Consider the following 14,472-nt stretch of genomic DNA (forward strand, 5'->3'; position numbering starts at 1 on the left):
AACGCCGGATCAAGGCTGCTGATCATCCAGCTGTTTGTGTTTCCAGGCATCATTGCCCGGCAGCAGCAGGTTCAGGGCAATGGCCACGATGGCGCACAGGGCAATACCTTTCAGGCCCCAATCGTCCGGGCCGTCGCCGCTGCCGATCAGCACACCGCCAATACCGAACACCAGGGTCACCGAAACGATCACCAGGTTGCGCGCCTCACTCAGGTCGACCTTGTGGCGGATCATGGTGTTCAAGCCCACCGCGGCGATCGAGCCGAACAGCAGGCACAGAATGCCGCCCATCACCGGTACCGGAATACTCTGCAGCAGCGCGCCGAACTTGCCGATGAAGGCCAGGGTGATGGCGAACACCGCCGCCCAGGTCATGATCTTCGGGTTGTAGTTCTTGGTCAGCATCACCGCGCCAGTCACTTCGGCATAGGTGGTGTTGGGCGGGCCGCCGAACAGGCCGGCTGCGGTGGTGGCCAGGCCGTCGCCCAGCAGGGTGCGGTGCAGGCCGGGCTTTTTCAGGTAGTCACGGCCGGTCACGCTACCCACGGCGATCACGCCACCGATGTGTTCGATGGCCGGGGCCAGGGCCACCGGGACGATGAACAGGATGGCCTGCCAGTTGAACGCGGGCGCGGTGAAGTTGGGCAGCTCAAGCCAGGGCGCAGCGGCGATTTTTGCCGTGTCGACCACGCCAAAGGCGAACGACAGGGCAAAGCCCACCAGCACGCCGGCAATGATCGGCACCAGGCGGAAGATGCCCTTGCCGAACACGGCCACGATCAGGGTGGTCAGCAGCGCCGGCATGGAAATCAGCATGGCGGTCTTGTACGGCATCAGGGCGGCGCCGTCACCACCTTTGCCCATGGCCATGTTGGCGGCGATCGGCGCCATGGCCAGGCCGATGGAAATGATCACCGGGCCGATGACTACCGGGGGCAGCATGCGGTCGATGAAACCGGTGCCCTTGATCTTCACCATCAGGCCCATGAAGGTGTACACGAAGCCTGCCGCCATCACCCCGCCCATGGTCTCGGCCAGGCCGAACTGGCCCTTGGCGAGAATGATCGGGGTAATGAAGGCAAAGCTCGAAGCCAGGAACACCGGCACCTGACGGCCCGTGACCAGCTGGAACAGCAAGGTGCCGATGCCGGCGGTGAACAGGGCCACGTTGGGGTCGAGGCCGGTGATCAGCGGCATCAGCACCAGCGCGCCGAATGCCACGAAGAGCATCTGCGCGCCCGAGACGACCTGGCGCCACAGCGGGTCGTTGAAGCCGTCCTGCATGGTCAGGCGTCCTTCTGTTTGGTGCCGAAGATCTTGTCACCGGCATCGCCCAGGCCCGGCACGATGTAGCCGTGCTCGTTCAGGCGCTGGTCGATGGAGGCGGTGTAGATCTGCACGTCCGGGTGGGCCTTTTCCACCACCTCGATGCCTTCCGGGGCGGCGACCAGCACCATGGCGCGGATCTCCTTGCAGCCGGCCTTTTTCAAAAGGTCGATGGTGGCGACCATCGAGCCGCCGGTGGCCAGCATCGGGTCGATGATCAGGGCCAGGCGCTGGTTGATGTCCGGGGCGAGCTTTTCAAGGTAGGTGTGCGCCTCGAGGGTTTCCTCGTTGCGCGCAACGCCCACGGCGCTGACCTTGGCGCCCGGGATCAGGCTGAGCACGCCGTCGAGCATGCCGATACCGGCGCGCAGAATAGGCACCACGGTGATCTTCTTGCCGGCGATTTTCTCGACTTGCACCTTGCCGCACCAGCCGTCGATTTCGTAGGTTTCCAGCGGCAGGTCCTGGGTGGCTTCATAGGTCAGCAGCGCGCCGACTTCCTGGGCGAGTTCGCGAAAATTCTTGGTGCTGATGTCGGCGCGGCGCATCAGGCCGAGCTTGTGGCGGATCAGCGGATGGCGGATCTCACGAGTGGGCATAGGGGGGCTCCGGAAGGCGGGCAAAAAAACCGCGCTAGGTTAATCTATTCAGTCCTGCCTGTCGTGCAGTCATTGTGCACGTTAGTCCATAAAGGCTTGATCTGGGACGAGCGGATGCGTACCTTTGCCCGCTTTTCCAAAACGCCCCCCTGGAGAGCGCCATGTCCGCCGATCTCGAGCACATCCGTCAAGTCATGCGCGAGGCAGACTGCCTGTACAACGAAGCCGAAGTCGAAGCGGCCATCGCCAAGGTCGGCGAGCAGATCTGCAAGGACCTGCACGACAAGAACCCGGTGGTCTTCTGCGTGATGAACGGCGGCCTGATCTTTGCCGGCAAGCTGCTCACCCACCTGCAGTTCCCGCTGGAAGCCTCGTACTTGCACGCCACCCGCTACCGCAACCAGACCAGCGGCGGCGAGCTGTTCTGGAAGGCCAAGCCTGAAGTGTCGTTCATCGACCGCGACGTGCTGATCGTGGACGACATTCTCGACGAGGGCCACACCCTCAGCGCCATCATCGAGTTCTGCAAGCACGCCGGCGCCCGCTCGGTGCACACCGCCGTGCTGATCGACAAGGACCACGACCGCAAGGCCAGCCCGGACCTTAAAGCCAACTACGTTGGCCTGCCGTGCGTGGACCGCTACATCTTCGGCTACGGCATGGACTACAAGGGCTACTGGCGCAACGCCAACGGCATCTTCGCCGTCAAGGGCCTGTAAGCCATGCGCCAACCCGCGTTCCTCGACCAGTCGTTGTTCGCCGGGCTGGCCGCACAGGCGGCGGCCAACCCCCGTGGCCGCCAGCACCACAACCTGCATGACATGGCCGAGCCGTGCCACCGCATGGCCGTGGGCCTGCAGCCTGACACCTACATCCCGCCGCACCGCCACCTGAGCGAGGACAAGGCCGAAGCGCTGATCGTGCTCAAGGGGCGCTTGGGGCTGCTGATTTTCGACGACAGCGGCGGGCTGCTCGACAAGCGCGTGCTGCAGGCCGGCGGCGACTGCCTGGGCGTCGACCTGGCGCCGGGCACCTACCACGGGTTGGTGGTGCTGGAGCCGGACAGCATCCTGTTCGAATGCAAGGCCGGGCCGTACCGCCCGGTGGGCGAGGGCGAGCATGCCCATTGGGCGCCGCGTGAAGGTGAGCCGGGCGTGGCCGACTACCAGGCCTGGATGCGCGCGCAGTTCGATTGACCTGCCGGCTCCTACAGAAAGAACGCTCCCCATGTAGGAGCCGGCTTGCCGGCGATAGGGCCGTTACAGGCCTACCCACCATGCTAGAGTGCCCCTTCATGCCAAGGAGCCCCACATGCGTGCGATCTTCCCCCTGCTGCTGGCGGTGAGCCTGCCACTGTCCGCTGCCCCGCTGCACAGCCAGTTCCTGCCTGCCGACGACCTTTCGCTGCGCCAGGAGGCGCCTACCGCCCAGCAACTGCTGCAAGTCACCGACTACTCGGTGGTGGTGGGCACCCAGCGCCAGTCCGACCAGCAACCCATCCCGATCACCGCCTCGCTGCAGATGCGCCTGAAGGGCAAGCCGATGAACAAGGGCGCGACCATCGCCCAGGTGCTGCTCAACTTCGACGGCGAGGGTGGCAAGAGCCTGAAAAAGCCGGTGTTCGACGACAAGACCCGCACCCTCACGCTCAACTACCCCATGGCCGACTACCGGGTGATCATGGACCTGCTGCGCAACGAAACCCTCTACGTGCAGTTTCTCAGCTACCCCAACGGCCACATCTGGGCCGACCTGCACACCGGCACCGTACGTACGCGTTGAGGCAGGCGGGGCCGGGGGTTACACTGCCGGCCTTCGAAATTCCGTGATGGCTTAGTTGGAGTCGGCGATGCGTAAAGACAAGAAACAGGTGATTGGTGACGAGATCAGCGATGACTACATCAAGAGCTTCCTGCAATTCGAGCCGGCCGATGGCCTGACCTCGCCTTCGCACCACAAGCTGATCAAGGCCTACCGCGGCCTGCGTGTCGACGACTTCGAGCGTTTTGTCGGGTTCTTCGTCGAGGCCGGCCTGGATGTGGACGGCAAGGACGAGCACGGCAAGACCTTCGCCGAAGTGATCGCCGACCAGCGCAATGCGCCGGAGTACATCGAGATCATCGGTAACGCCCGCGGCTGATCCGGCGCTGGTTGCTCGCCTGTAGGAGCGGCCTTGTGTCGCGAAAGGCCTGCGTAGCGGGCCCAGGATTTGAGCATCATGCAAGATTGCCGGGCCTGCTGCGCAGGCCTTTCGCGACACAAGGCCGCTCCTACAGAGAGAAGAGGCCGGGACAGGCTGACAACGTTATCGGCCACAAAAAAACGCCCCGGGGGGCGTTTTTTCGTTTCAGTCAGCTGCTCAGGCGTAATGCTTGGCCGGGCTGCTTTCCACCAGTTCCAGCGCCACGTCGTTGTCGGCGCTGATCTTGTGGTAAAGCGCGGCATCGGCAGCCAGGACCTTCTCGCGGGCCGGGAAGATTTCCTTGAGCTTGGCAGCCCAGGCGCCCTTGGCCTGCTCGGGGAAGCAACGCTCGATCAGATCGAGCATGATCGACACGGTCACCGAAGCGCCCGGGGATGCGCCGAGCAGCGCGGCCAGGCTGCCGTCCTGGGCCGAGACCAGCTCGGTACCGAACTGCAGGATGCCGCCCTTTTTCGGGTCCTTCTTGATGATCTGCACGCGCTGGCCAGCCACTTCCAGGCGCCAGTCCTCGGCCTTGGCCTCGGGGTAGAAGCGGCGCAGCGACTCCAGGCGTTGCTCCATCGACTGCATCACTTCGCTGACCAGGTACTTGGTCAGGTCCATGTTGTCGCGGGCGACCGCCAGCATCGGGCCGATGTTGCCCATGCGCACCGACAGCGGCAGGTCCATGAACGAGCCGTGCTTGAGGAACTTGGTGGTGAAGCCGGCATACGGCCCGAACAGCAGCGACTTCTTGCCGTCGACCACGCGGGTGTCCAGGTGCGGCACCGACATCGGCGGGGCACCGACTGCAGCCTGGCTGTAAACCTTGGCCTGGTGCTGCTTGACGATTTCCGGGTTGTCGCAACGCAGCCACTGGCCGCTGACAGGGAAGCCGCCGAAGCCTTTGCTTTCGGGGATGCCGGAAGCCTGCAGCAGCGGCAGTGCCGCGCCACCGGCGCCGAGGAAGACGAAGCGGGCGTCGACTTCACGGCTGCTGCCGCTGTTGACGTCCTTGATGCTCACGGTCCAGCCGCTGCCGTTACGGCGCAGGCCGACGACCTTCTTGCTGTACTTGACCTGTGCATCCTGGGTGTTGCCCAGTTGCTTGAGCAGCTTGTTGGTCAGGGCGCCGAAGTTGACGTCGGTGCCTTTCATCACGCGGGTGGCGGCGATGCGCTGGTCGGCCGGGCGGCCCGGCATCATCAGCGGCATCCAGTCGTTCATCACGGCCTTGTCTTCGGTGTACTCCATCTCGGCGAAGGCATGGTGCTGCTTGAGCAGCTCGAAGCGCTTCTTGAGGAAGTCGACACCCTTGTCACCTTCGACGTAGCTCAGGTGCGGGACCGGGTTGATGAAGGCGCGCGGCGAGCCGAAGCTGCCTTTCTTAGCCAGGTAGGCCCAGAACTGGCGCGATACCTCGAACTGGGTATTGATGTGCACGGCCTTCTTGATGTCGATGCTGCCATCGGCGGCCTGCGGGGTGTAATTCAGCTCGCACAGGCCGGCATGGCCGGTACCTGCGTTGTTCCAGGGGTTGGAACTTTCAGCGGCCCCGGAGTCCATGGCCTCGACGACCTCAAGCTTCAGGGTCGGGTCAAGCTCCTTGAGCAGTACGGCCAGGGTGGCACTCATGATGCCCGCGCCTACCAGTACTACATCAACCGATTCGTTCTGCGCCATTTAACGCGTCTCCACAATCTACAGCTACCTAATTGACAGCATAGGACCACTGGGGTTGCCAGGGTCACCATGTCCGACTCTTCGCAGTTCTTGCTACTTGCGCAGACACCGCCAATCAGCCTTCGGGTTGCGATATTGAACCCTGATTGCCACGGGTGCGGCAATTCGACTTATGGTCAAGGTGTCGTGCGTGCGCTATGGAACGACCTCAGACACCCATGCCGGATGAGTGTTTTAGCCGCCTGTTCAGGGCTGTTCGGGACACATCTGCCGCTTTTGCACATGCCAGACTGTTCATTTGCTCGCCACACTCTTGTGAAGTAGTGAAAACCGTTTTTTCACGCTCTTTTGGATACGTGAACCTCAAAAGGGGACTGCGCGATGGCAACCCGCAGGTTCATGCGAAGCGGAAGGCCGGAACAGCAGGCACGACAGCCAATGCAAGACCTGAGTGGAAGGCTCTCTGTGGGCGAAGCTTCGGGGGTGCCGGGGTCAATCGGCGAATGCGGGGCCCGATCAGGAGACGTCCTTATAATCGGGGGGAGATTATAACGAGGTCGCGGGCAGAAAGGTCGTTCTTCTTGGGTTTTTATTGCAGCGTTTGTCAGGCCAGCAGGGTGCGCAGCTGCCAACGGCGCCTTGCACGGGCGCAAACCCGGGCGCTGGCGGGCAGGGGTTGGCCCAGCCATCCCAGGTACGCTTCGCTGACCTGCACCCAGCCACTGGCGGCCGGAGGCTGGCTGCACTGGCGAAAGCCCAGGCAGATGCCGTCGCTATCGAGGCGGGCGTAAGTAGCGTGGCGCGGGCGTTGCAGCAGGTTCCAAAGCGAGCTCATGGCAGCGGTGTCCGGTTTTGATCGGGCTGGGGCAAGGATAACGGCCAGGCCATGAAACCATTGTGACAAGCGGCCCGGGCCGATGGCTGGCCTGTGGCACGCTGGGTATACTGTGGGCCTTTGTCGCTTTTTCTGGAGAAACGCGCATGTTGCAACGTCTGTTGTTCGGTATGTTCGCGGTGGCCAGCCTGAGCCTGGCCGGTTGTGCCCACAGCCCGCAACAACTCAGCCCGCAGCCCAAGCTCACGCAACAGCTGGCGCCGGTCGGCCATGGCCAGCCGGTAGTGGTCAGGGTCGTCGATGGCCGGGCCTCGCAGTCGCTGGGCACCCGCGGCGGCATGTACCCTGAAACCAGCACCATCACCGTCAACGGCAACGATGTGGTGCCCAAGCTGCAGGCCCAGGCCGAGGCTGCGGTACGCCTGCTCGGCTTCACCCCGACGCCGAACGCCGGCAACGCGCCGCAGTTGACCGTCACCCTGGCCGAGCTCAAGTACCAGTCGCCCAAGGACAAGATGTACGTGACCGAGGCCACCATCGGCGCCACCTTCCGTGCCGATGTGTCCAACGCCAACCGCCGTTACAGCGGCCGCTACGGCGCCTCGCTGGACCAGCGCTTCGGCATGGCGCCGAACCAGGAAACCAACACCAAGCTGGTGGGCGACGTGCTGAGCGATGCCCTGACCCGCCTGTTCAAGGACCCGACCATCGGTCAGGTACTGGGCGAGTAAGCGCTTCGTAGTAACGCAAAAGCCCGCTGCCAGGGTGACTGGCAGCGGGCTTTTTTGTGGGTGTTTAGTCGCGCAGGGCCGTACCCTGTGGGAGCAACTGTTTTGCCCAATTTTTAGAAGTTGCCGCGATTCCTGTGGGAGCGGGCTTGCCCGCGAACACCGGCAGCGCCGGTGCCAGCCACCGCGTCGCCTGCTTCGCGGGTGAACCCGCTCCCACAGGGTTTTGCGCAACCTGAGCCCAGCGCTGTACCTGTGGGAGCGGCTTTAGCCGCGAAGCAAGCGACGCGGTGGCTGGCACCGGCGCTGCCGGTGTTCGCGGGTAAACCCGCTCCCACAGGGGCTGTGTGCTCATGTTGGCCTTGGTGGGTTCAGGCCGCCTGCACGTGAAAGTCCAGCAGGCTGATACCGGTCTGCATGTCCACCTCGGGCAGGTCGTCATGGCTGTGCCCGCCCAAGGCGCAGTACACCAGCCACTGGCGGTCCTGCACGTTGATGGCGAAGCCGTCGATCAGTGCCTGTTGTTCGTCGCTTTGCGCCACGAGGTAGAGGCGGTCCTGGTTTTCGGCGTGCAGCATGTCTAGCTCCGGTCTGGTGAAGGCCGACAGGGTGGCCTGCCTTGATGACGAGCGTATGACAGATGAAATTTAGTGACACTTGGTCGCAAAGATCGGGGGCAGGCGGTGGGCTTGGGTAGAATGCCGGGCTTTGCAAAACCCGATACCGAGGTCGTGACGATGTCGTTGCAAGTGCTCATGGGCTTTCTGGCTGCCCATCCGGCCAAGCTGATCAACCTGCTGGCCCTGCTGATTACCTGCCCGGGCGGGCTGTTGCTGCACAGTGCCCGGCGCCGCGCGGCGATGACCCGCGAGAGCCTGGCAGTGGACGAAGGCCTGGTGGATGCCTTCGACATGCGGGTGCCGCGCTACTACTACATTCTCGGTTTTTCGTGCCTGGCGATGGCGCTGCTGCTGTCGTGGTTCAGTACCTGGGTGTGAGACCGCTGGCTGAATGACCCTGTAGGAGCCGGCTTGCCGGCGATGGGGGCATCACCGGTTCACACATGGCACCGGCTGCGCCGGTGATCGCCGGCAAGCCGGCTCCTACAGGGGTAGCACCCGCAGATCGCGCAATGGCGCGTATCAGGCGGACAGTGGCTGGCGCTTGACCTGGTACTGGTTGCGCACCGGCGTCGCGTATTGCTGCACCAGGTAGGGCTGCTGCTCCACCGGGCAGGCGTCCAGGCGGCGCTGCCATTCTTCGCGGGCCTTTTGCAGCTCTTCGGCCGGGAACACCTTCTCGGCGCTCGGCACCTGCAGTGCCTCATCCTTCTCCGCCCACATCGCGTAGGCCAGGTAGTGCACCGGGAACAACCGGTAGCCGCCGAGAATCTGCCGGTCGATGGCCTGGGCCAACTGTTTGGTGTCCTCGTGGTACTCGGTCACAGGTGGAGCGAAGTTGATGTGCACCCGGCCTTTGTAGCCGGTGATGCCCTGGGCGATGCTGTTGTCGTCCTCGCCCGGCGCCTTGGTATAGCTGCCGGTGGTGGCGCGGATGTACAGCTCGCGGGCCTTGGCCTGGTCGCACGGGTCGTACTCGTAGCTGATCGACACCGGGATCAGGTTCAGGCTCTGGATCACTGCGCCGAACGGCTCGTCCTTGCGGCTCATGTGGAACATCTTGAGGATCGCCGAATCGGTGCGGTCGTCACCATCCTTGGCGCGGCCTTCGGCCTGGGCGATCCAGATCGAGGCGCCGTCGTTGCGGATCGAGTGGTTGATGTACGCCGACAGCAACTGGTAAGCCGCCAGCTTCTCGCGCCGGCCGCTGATGGAACGGTGCACGATGAAGCTCTTGTTCAGGCGCATCATGTCGCTGACGAAAGGCTTTTGCAGCAGGTTGTCACCGATGGCGATGCGCGGGGTCGGCAGGCCGGCGTGGTACACCGCATAGTTGACGAACGCCGGGTCCATCACGATGTCACGGTGGTTGGCCAGGAACAGGTAGGCGGTGCCTGCCTTGAGCTGCTCGACGCCGGTGTAGGTGACGCCGTCGGTGGCGCGGTCGATGGTCCGGTCGACGTAGTACTCGACCTTGTCCTGCAGGGTCGACACACAAGTGACGCCAGCGAACTCCTGGCGCAGGCGCCGGGCGATCAGCGGTTTGAGCAGCCAGCCGAAGGCGCCCGCCGCACGCGGGAAGCGGAAGTGGGTGAGGATATCGAGGAATGCCGGGTCGCTGAGCAGGCGTGCCAGAACGGCAGGGACCTCAGCGTCGTCGTACGGTCGGATGGCATCGAATTCGCCCATCATGCTCTCTTGTTGGAAACGGCTAGGGTAATTAGGTAGGGACGGGGTCCGAAAAACGGCTCGGACACACACAGGCCCTGTAAACAGACCGGCAATTATACGCACAAGTCACCCCGGAGGCCGCGATGCTGGAAAGTGCGATCTACGATTGTCCTTATTGTGGTGAGCAAGTGGAAACCACGGTGGACCTGTCTGGCGGCGATCAGGACTACATCGAGGACTGCCAGGTGTGCTGCAAGCCTATCCGCTTCGTGCTGCAGGTTCATGGCGAGGAATGGATGCTGGATGTCTACGGCGAGAACGACTGATGCAACGAATCTACGACCCGGAAAACCTGCTGGAGGCGCAGATGCTGGTCGGCATGCTGGCCAGCGAGGGCATCGAGGTGCACCTGGTGGGCCGCGACCTGATGGGCGGCGTTGGCGAGTTGCCGATGCAGGGCCTTTTGGGCCTGGCGGTACCCGACGAGCAGGCCGGATACGCACGCCAGCTGATCGATGCGTACAATGCCGCCCAGCCCCTTGCCGGCGACGAACCGGAAAGTTACCCCGGAACCCTGATCTGCTAGGTTTTGAATTCGCCCATGTGTGGACGCTACGCCCTGTTTCGCTGGTCCCAGACCTTTGCCGGCCTGCCGGGGTTTCCCCCGGGCCAGCAGCCCCAATGGAACATCTCCCCCGGCGCCTCGGTGCTGATCCAGCGCCAGCTCGACGGCGAGCGGCAGTTGGCCAGTGCCCGTTGGGGGCTGACCCCGGCCTGGCTCACCGACCTTTCGCGCACCCCGGCCCAGGCACGGGCCGAAACCCTGGCCGAGCAGCCGATGTTTCGTGATGCCTTCCGCCAGCGGCGTTGCCTGCTGCCGGCCAACGGTTTCTACGAATGGCGCGGCACGGCGCGCAAGCGGCCATACTGGGTCACGCCGGGGGAGGGGGCTTCGCTGTTCTTTGCCGGGGTGTGGGAGGTTTACCCGGTGCAGGAGCAAGAATGGCTGAGCTGCGCGGTGATCACGCAGGCGGCGATGAACCAGCGCCGGCCGTTGATCCTGGATGAAGCCGAGCAGGCCCTGTGGCTCGACCCCGAGACCCCGCTGGCGCGCCTGCATGAACTGCTGGCCAAGCCGCCGGCGACCCTGCGCGAGCGGGCACTGGCGCTGTTCGTCAACGACCCGAAACTCGACGGGCCGGAGTGCCTGACGCCGGCGTGAAGCCTGTAGGGTATTGCTGATGATCCAGAAGCTGGCGTGATTCCTGTAGGAGATCACCCAGCCCTTTCGGGCTGCGCTGTCGCGCAGAGAACTGGTCTCGCAAATGCGCCACGGTCTCTGTGGGAAGCGGCCTTGTGTCGCGATGGGCTGCACAGCAGCCCCGGCAATTTTGCATGAGGCCGAGGCCTTGGGGCCGCTACGCAGCCCATCGCGACACAAGGCCGCTTCCCACAGAGACCGTGTTAAATCAATGAGTTGTAGTTTGTTCTATGAGAGCCGGCTTGCCGGCGATAGGGCCCGAGCAGACAACAGCATTGCCTGATTTGACGCCATCGCCGGCAAGCCGGCTCCTACAGGGGAATGTGCCAGCCTCAGACCCTGAACTGATTGATCAACCGCCGCTGCTGCTCGGCCAGCTTGGTCAGCTCGGCGCTGGCCTGGCTTGACTCGTCGGCGCCGCCGGCCACCTCGCCGGCCACCTGGCCGATGTTGATCACGTTGCGGTTGATGTCGTCGGCCACCGCGCTCTGCTGCTCGGCGGCGCTGGCGATCTGGGTGTTCATGTCGTTGATCACCGACACTGCCTGGGTGATGCTCTCCAGCGACTGCGCGGCGCGGCTGGCCTGCTGCACGCTGACGTCGGTCTTGCCCTGGCTGTCCTCCATCACCCTGACCACCTCGCGGGTGCCCTGCTGCAACTGCTGGATCATCTGCTGGATCTCGCCGGTGGCCTGCTGGGTCTTCTGCGCCAGGTTGCGTACTTCGTCGGCCACCACCGCAAAGCCGCGGCCCTGCTCGCCGGCCCGGGCTGCCTCGATGGCGGCGTTGAGCGCCAGCAGGTTGGTCTGCTCGGCAATGGCGCGGATGGCCACCAGGATGGCGTTGATGTTCTCGCTGTCGCGGGCCAGGTCCTGCACCACGGTGACCGCGCGGCCGATCTCGCTGGCCAGCGCGCCGATGGAGTGCGAGGTATCACGCACGATATCCAAGCCCTGGTTGGCAGCGCGGTCCGCTTCGCCGGCGGCCTGGGCGGCCTGGGTGGCATTGCGCGCCACGTCCTGGGCGGTGGCGGTCATTTGTTGAACGGCGGTGGCCACCAGGTCGATTTCGGCCATTTGCTTGTGCACGCCCTGGTTGGTGCGGATGGCGATGTCGGCGGTGTGCTCCGACGAGTCGCTGACCTTCTGCACCGAGCCCACCACCTGGCTGATCATCGCCTGCAACTTGGCCAGGAAGGTGTTGAAACCGTTGGCGATGGCGCCCAGTTCGTCGGCGCGGTCGCTGTGCAGGCGGCGGGTCAGGTCGCCTTCGCCCTGGGCGATGTCGTCGAGCATCGCCACCATCTGGCGCAGCGGGCGGGCGATGCCGTGGGCCAGCAGCCAGATCACCAGCAGGCCAAGGGCGGCGATGCCCAGGCCCACCACGGTCATGCCGGCGATGTCGGTGCGGCGCTGCTCGCCAAGGTCTTGCTGCAACTGGTTGACGTCGGCCATTACCACGCTCAGCGGCAGTTCCAGCAGCAGGGTCCAGCGGGCGTCGGTGCCGGCGATGCGGAACGGCAGGTACAGCTCGATGCGGTCCTTGCCGGGGGCGACCTTGTAGTGCAGGTCTTCACCGCTCAGGCCCTTGAGGGTTGCGGCCTCTTCGCTGTCCAGCACGTCGCTGGCCTTTTCGCCGAACTTGGCCGGGTCGCGGGTGTAGGCCACCAGGCGGCCATTGCTCGATACCAGGGCCATTTCGCCAGCGCCGTCATACAGCTGGCGGTCGGCGGCGCTGAGCAGGTCCTGGATGAAGTTCACCGAAAGGTCCGCGCCGGCCATGCCCTGGAACTGGCCGTCGATCATGATCGGCTCGACGAACGAGGCGAGCATGACCATCTTGTCGCCCACCTTGTAGGGCGCCGGGTCGATCACGCAGGCCTTCTTAGATTCTTTGGGGCACAGGTAATACTCGCTGGCGCGCACGCCGGTGGCCAGAACGGTGCGGTCGTTGACGTCGGCCAGCTTGTCCTGGCCAAGGCTGCCGTCGCCGTTGCGGAACCACCAGGGCAAAAAGCGTCCGCTGGCGCTGTCGATGCCCACCAGGCTGCTGCCCACATAGCGGGCGTCGGCGTGGTCCAGAGCGTCGGGCTCCCAGCCCAGGTAGGCGCCGAGCACGCTCGGGTTGACCTCGACGGTGCGCTTGAGCTGGTTGATCAGTGACTGGCGGTCGACCTGCATCAGCGGCTGGCCATCGGCGCCCTGCATACCGACCATGGCATTGCCGGTGGCCAGGCTGCGGGCGATAGACAGGGGCGCTTCGAGGCCGCGCTGGATCTCGCTGACCTGGGTGCGGGCCAGGGCCGAAAGGCGCTGTTCGATCACCGCCTCGAACTGCTGCTGGGTGCGTTGTTGCACCAGGGCCTGGGTGCGTTGCCCGGAATACACGGCATAGAGCACCAGCGCTGCGACAATGCTCAGTACGACGGCGCCGGCCAGGGCCGCCACGGAAAACTGGATCGACTTGAACTTCATGAAAAGCTCCGCACGCAAGGGAGGTCGTGTGCTTGGGTTATCGGCGGGCTAATACCAAAGCATGAGTTCGGTGTGGAAAACTTGCCCGTGGCTCTGGCGGCCCAAGGCGTCAACGCCTAGGATACGCGGCACGTAAAATAGGGAGTGTTTTCATGCGTAAGTCATTCGTTGTCAGCATGTTGAGCGCCAGCGTCGTGCTGGGCGGCTGCCAGGCGGTCAATACCACCAGCGGCGGCGCCGTTGGCGTCGAGCGCAAGCAGTACATGTTCAGCATGCTCTCGACCGATGAGGTCAACCAGATGTATGCCCAGTCGTACCAGCAGACCCTCGGTGAGGCGTCGAGCAAGGGTGTACTGGACAAGAACAGCAGCGATGCCAAGCGCGTGCAGGCCATCGCCGACCGCCTCATCGCCCAGGCTCCACAGTTCCGGCCGGATGCCGCGCAGTGGAAATGGGAAGTCAATGTGATCAAGAGCGACGAGCTCAATGCCAACTGCGGCCCGGGCGGCAAGATCATCGTCTACACCGGCCTGATCGACCAGCTCAAGCTTACCGATGCTGAAATTGCCGCGGTCATGGGCCACGAGATCGCCCACGCCCTGCGCGAGCATGGCCGTGAAGCGATGTCCAAGGCCTACGGCGTGGAAATGGCCCGACAGGGCGCTGGTGCGCTGTTCGGCCTGGGCCAGGACAGCATGGCGCTGGCCGATACTGTGGTGAACTACTCGATGACCCTGCCCAACAGCCGGGCCAACGAGAACGAAGCCGACCTGATCGGCCTGGAACTGTCGGCCCGTGCCGGCTACGACCCGAACGCCGCGATCACCCTGTGGAACAAGATGAGCAAGGCGTCCGAAGGCGCGCCGCCTGAGTTCATGAGCACCCACCCGGCCTCCAGCAGCCGTATCGCTTCGCTGCAGGCGGCCATTCCGAAGGTGATGCCGCTGTATCAGGCGGCCAAGAAGTAAAACCCTTTTGGCAGGGCTGCCTTGCAGCCCATCGCGGCACACGGCCGCTCCTACAAGGGACCGCACATTCCTGTAGGAGCGGCCTTGTGCCGCGAAAGGGCCGCACAGCGGCCCCCTTTCAAGCG

17 protein-coding genes and 1 pseudogene are annotated in these 14,472 nt (G+C 64.2%); 10 read left to right on the top strand and 8 right to left on the bottom strand.

What is annotated here, in order from left to right:
• Positions 1-9: 9 nt before the first annotated feature.
• Together ACI2KK_RS00190 and upp are read right to left on the bottom strand one after the other, a co-directional pair.
• A complete protein-coding gene (locus ACI2KK_RS00190) occupies positions 10-1,284 on the bottom strand; it encodes a uracil-xanthine permease family protein (protein ID WP_404667445.1) in 1,275 nt (424 codons plus the stop codon).
• A 2-nt stretch (positions 1,285-1,286) separates the two neighbouring features.
• On the bottom strand, positions 1,287-1,925 hold the full coding sequence (gene upp / locus ACI2KK_RS00195) for a uracil phosphoribosyltransferase (RefSeq protein WP_011532223.1): 639 nt from the start codon (positions 1,923-1,925) through the stop codon (positions 1,287-1,289).
• Positions 1,926-2,086: 161 nt separating this feature from the next.
• On the opposite strand from upp, the gene ACI2KK_RS00200 reads away from it, so the two are divergent.
• The 4 genes from ACI2KK_RS00200 to ACI2KK_RS00215 all read left to right on the top strand — a co-directional run bounded on the left by ACI2KK_RS00200 (position 2,087) and on the right by ACI2KK_RS00215 (position 4,065).
• Complete coding sequence (locus ACI2KK_RS00200) at positions 2,087-2,644, top strand: hypoxanthine-guanine phosphoribosyltransferase (protein WP_217840334.1); 558 nt, start codon at positions 2,087-2,089, stop codon at positions 2,642-2,644.
• A gap of 3 nt (positions 2,645-2,647) precedes the next feature.
• A complete protein-coding gene (locus ACI2KK_RS00205; RefSeq protein ID WP_404667446.1) occupies positions 2,648-3,121 on the top strand; it encodes a WbuC family cupin fold metalloprotein in 474 nt (157 codons plus the stop codon).
• 115 nt (positions 3,122-3,236) lie between these two features.
• Positions 3,237-3,707: a hypothetical protein gene (locus ACI2KK_RS00210; protein WP_217840332.1), complete on the top strand. Its 471-nt coding sequence runs from the start codon at positions 3,237-3,239 to the stop codon at positions 3,705-3,707.
• Between the two features lie 67 nt (positions 3,708-3,774).
• Complete coding sequence (locus tag ACI2KK_RS00215; RefSeq protein ID WP_404667447.1) at positions 3,775-4,065, top strand: PA4642 family protein; 291 nt, start codon at positions 3,775-3,777, stop codon at positions 4,063-4,065.
• Positions 4,066-4,284: 219 nt separating this feature from the next.
• Here ACI2KK_RS00215 and mqo read toward each other — a convergent pair whose 3' ends face one another.
• Positions 4,285-5,790 carry a malate dehydrogenase (quinone) gene (gene mqo / locus ACI2KK_RS00220; RefSeq protein WP_404667448.1) on the bottom strand — a complete coding sequence of 502 codons (1,506 nt, stop codon included), beginning with the start codon at positions 5,788-5,790 and terminating at the stop codon, positions 4,285-4,287.
• Positions 5,791-6,394: 604 nt separating this feature from the next.
• Positions 6,395-6,625, bottom strand: a complete 231-nt coding sequence (locus ACI2KK_RS00225) for a hypothetical protein (RefSeq protein ID WP_404667449.1) — start codon at positions 6,623-6,625, stop codon at positions 6,395-6,397.
• A gap of 146 nt (positions 6,626-6,771) precedes the next feature.
• Between ACI2KK_RS00225 and ACI2KK_RS00230 the strand changes: the two genes are divergently transcribed.
• Positions 6,772-7,356 carry a YajG family lipoprotein gene (locus tag ACI2KK_RS00230; protein WP_217886494.1) on the top strand — a complete coding sequence of 195 codons (585 nt, stop codon included), beginning with the start codon at positions 6,772-6,774 and terminating at the stop codon, positions 7,354-7,356.
• A 368-nt stretch (positions 7,357-7,724) separates the two neighbouring features.
• Here ACI2KK_RS00230 and ACI2KK_RS00235 read toward each other — a convergent pair whose 3' ends face one another.
• Positions 7,725-7,931 (bottom strand): hypothetical protein, encoded by a 207-nt coding sequence (locus ACI2KK_RS00235; protein ID WP_369988100.1) that lies wholly within the window; start codon positions 7,929-7,931, stop codon positions 7,725-7,727.
• A gap of 159 nt (positions 7,932-8,090) precedes the next feature.
• Between ACI2KK_RS00235 and ACI2KK_RS00240 the strand changes: the two genes are divergently transcribed.
• Positions 8,091-8,351 (top strand): hypothetical protein, encoded by a 261-nt coding sequence (locus ACI2KK_RS00240; protein ID WP_217840326.1) that lies wholly within the window; start codon positions 8,091-8,093, stop codon positions 8,349-8,351.
• A gap of 144 nt (positions 8,352-8,495) precedes the next feature.
• Here ACI2KK_RS00240 and ACI2KK_RS00245 read toward each other — a convergent pair whose 3' ends face one another.
• Positions 8,496-9,662, bottom strand: coding sequence for a 1-acyl-sn-glycerol-3-phosphate acyltransferase (locus ACI2KK_RS00245; protein ID WP_404667450.1), 1,167 nt, complete (start codon positions 9,660-9,662; stop codon positions 8,496-8,498).
• 125 nt (positions 9,663-9,787) lie between these two features.
• Here ACI2KK_RS00245 and ACI2KK_RS00250 point away from each other — a divergent pair, with 125 nt between their 5' ends.
• From ACI2KK_RS00250 to ACI2KK_RS00260, 3 genes are read left to right on the top strand one after another with little or no spacing between them, the layout of a single operon-like run.
• Positions 9,788-9,970 carry a CPXCG motif-containing cysteine-rich protein gene (locus tag ACI2KK_RS00250; RefSeq protein WP_217886491.1) on the top strand — a complete coding sequence of 61 codons (183 nt, stop codon included), beginning with the start codon at positions 9,788-9,790 and terminating at the stop codon, positions 9,968-9,970.
• A complete protein-coding gene (locus ACI2KK_RS00255) occupies positions 9,970-10,230 on the top strand; it encodes a putative signal transducing protein (RefSeq protein WP_217840324.1) in 261 nt (86 codons plus the stop codon). The genes ACI2KK_RS00250 and ACI2KK_RS00255 overlap by 1 nt, the downstream gene beginning before the upstream one ends.
• A gap of 15 nt (positions 10,231-10,245) precedes the next feature.
• On the top strand, positions 10,246-10,866 hold the full coding sequence (locus ACI2KK_RS00260; RefSeq protein WP_404667451.1) for an SOS response-associated peptidase: 621 nt from the start codon (positions 10,246-10,248) through the stop codon (positions 10,864-10,866).
• A 371-nt stretch (positions 10,867-11,237) separates the two neighbouring features.
• On the opposite strand, the gene ACI2KK_RS00265 is transcribed toward ACI2KK_RS00260, so the two are convergent.
• Both ACI2KK_RS00265 and ACI2KK_RS00270 read right to left on the bottom strand, forming a co-directional pair.
• Positions 11,238-12,080 (bottom strand): methyl-accepting chemotaxis protein, encoded by an 843-nt coding sequence (locus ACI2KK_RS00265; protein ID WP_404667586.1) that lies wholly within the window; start codon positions 12,078-12,080, stop codon positions 11,238-11,240.
• A 12-nt stretch (positions 12,081-12,092) separates the two neighbouring features.
• A pseudogene (locus ACI2KK_RS00270) lies at positions 12,093-13,379 on the bottom strand (HAMP domain-containing protein); the annotation flags it as partial.
• 152 nt (positions 13,380-13,531) lie between these two features.
• Here ACI2KK_RS00270 and ACI2KK_RS00275 point away from each other — a divergent pair.
• Positions 13,532-14,347, top strand: coding sequence for a M48 family metallopeptidase (locus ACI2KK_RS00275; protein WP_404667452.1), 816 nt, complete (start codon positions 13,532-13,534; stop codon positions 14,345-14,347).
• The last annotated feature ends 125 nt before the right edge of the window (positions 14,348-14,472 follow it).

The organism is Pseudomonas sp. NPDC089406, from assembly GCF_044900265.1.
Lineage (GTDB): Bacteria > Pseudomonadota > Gammaproteobacteria > Pseudomonadales > Pseudomonadaceae > Aquipseudomonas > Aquipseudomonas fakonensis.

What these genes read in the sequence shown, in the direction of transcription:
- ACI2KK_RS00230 (WP_217886494.1), top strand. Translation starts at nt 6,772, where the DNA reads ATGTTGCAACGTCTGTTGTTCGGTATGTTCGCGGTGGCCAGCCTGAGC.
- ACI2KK_RS00225 (WP_404667449.1), bottom strand. Translation starts at nt 6,625, where the DNA reads ATGAGCTCGCTTTGGAACCTGCTGCAACGCCCGCGCCACGCTACTTAC.
- ACI2KK_RS00265 (WP_404667586.1), bottom strand. Translation starts at nt 12,080, where the DNA reads ATGATCAGCCAGGTGGTGGGCTCGGTGCAGAAGGTCAGCGACTCGTCG.
- ACI2KK_RS00190 (WP_404667445.1), bottom strand. Translation starts at nt 1,284, where the DNA reads ATGCAGGACGGCTTCAACGACCCGCTGTGGCGCCAGGTCGTCTCGGGC.
- ACI2KK_RS00200 (WP_217840334.1), top strand. Translation starts at nt 2,087, where the DNA reads ATGTCCGCCGATCTCGAGCACATCCGTCAAGTCATGCGCGAGGCAGAC.
- ACI2KK_RS00205 (WP_404667446.1), top strand. Translation starts at nt 2,648, where the DNA reads ATGCGCCAACCCGCGTTCCTCGACCAGTCGTTGTTCGCCGGGCTGGCC.
- ACI2KK_RS00250 (WP_217886491.1), top strand. Translation starts at nt 9,788, where the DNA reads ATGCTGGAAAGTGCGATCTACGATTGTCCTTATTGTGGTGAGCAAGTG.
- ACI2KK_RS00260 (WP_404667451.1), top strand. Translation starts at nt 10,246, where the DNA reads ATGTGTGGACGCTACGCCCTGTTTCGCTGGTCCCAGACCTTTGCCGGC.
- ACI2KK_RS00275 (WP_404667452.1), top strand. Translation starts at nt 13,532, where the DNA reads ATGCGTAAGTCATTCGTTGTCAGCATGTTGAGCGCCAGCGTCGTGCTG.
- upp (WP_011532223.1), bottom strand. Translation starts at nt 1,925, where the DNA reads ATGCCCACTCGTGAGATCCGCCATCCGCTGATCCGCCACAAGCTCGGC.
- mqo (WP_404667448.1), bottom strand. Translation starts at nt 5,790, where the DNA reads ATGGCGCAGAACGAATCGGTTGATGTAGTACTGGTAGGCGCGGGCATC.
- ACI2KK_RS00255 (WP_217840324.1), top strand. Translation starts at nt 9,970, where the DNA reads ATGCAACGAATCTACGACCCGGAAAACCTGCTGGAGGCGCAGATGCTG.
- ACI2KK_RS00245 (WP_404667450.1), bottom strand. Translation starts at nt 9,662, where the DNA reads ATGGGCGAATTCGATGCCATCCGACCGTACGACGACGCTGAGGTCCCT.
- ACI2KK_RS00235 (WP_369988100.1), bottom strand. Translation starts at nt 7,931, where the DNA reads ATGCTGCACGCCGAAAACCAGGACCGCCTCTACCTCGTGGCGCAAAGC.
- ACI2KK_RS00215 (WP_404667447.1), top strand. Translation starts at nt 3,775, where the DNA reads ATGCGTAAAGACAAGAAACAGGTGATTGGTGACGAGATCAGCGATGAC.
- ACI2KK_RS00210 (WP_217840332.1), top strand. Translation starts at nt 3,237, where the DNA reads ATGCGTGCGATCTTCCCCCTGCTGCTGGCGGTGAGCCTGCCACTGTCC.
- ACI2KK_RS00240 (WP_217840326.1), top strand. Translation starts at nt 8,091, where the DNA reads ATGTCGTTGCAAGTGCTCATGGGCTTTCTGGCTGCCCATCCGGCCAAG.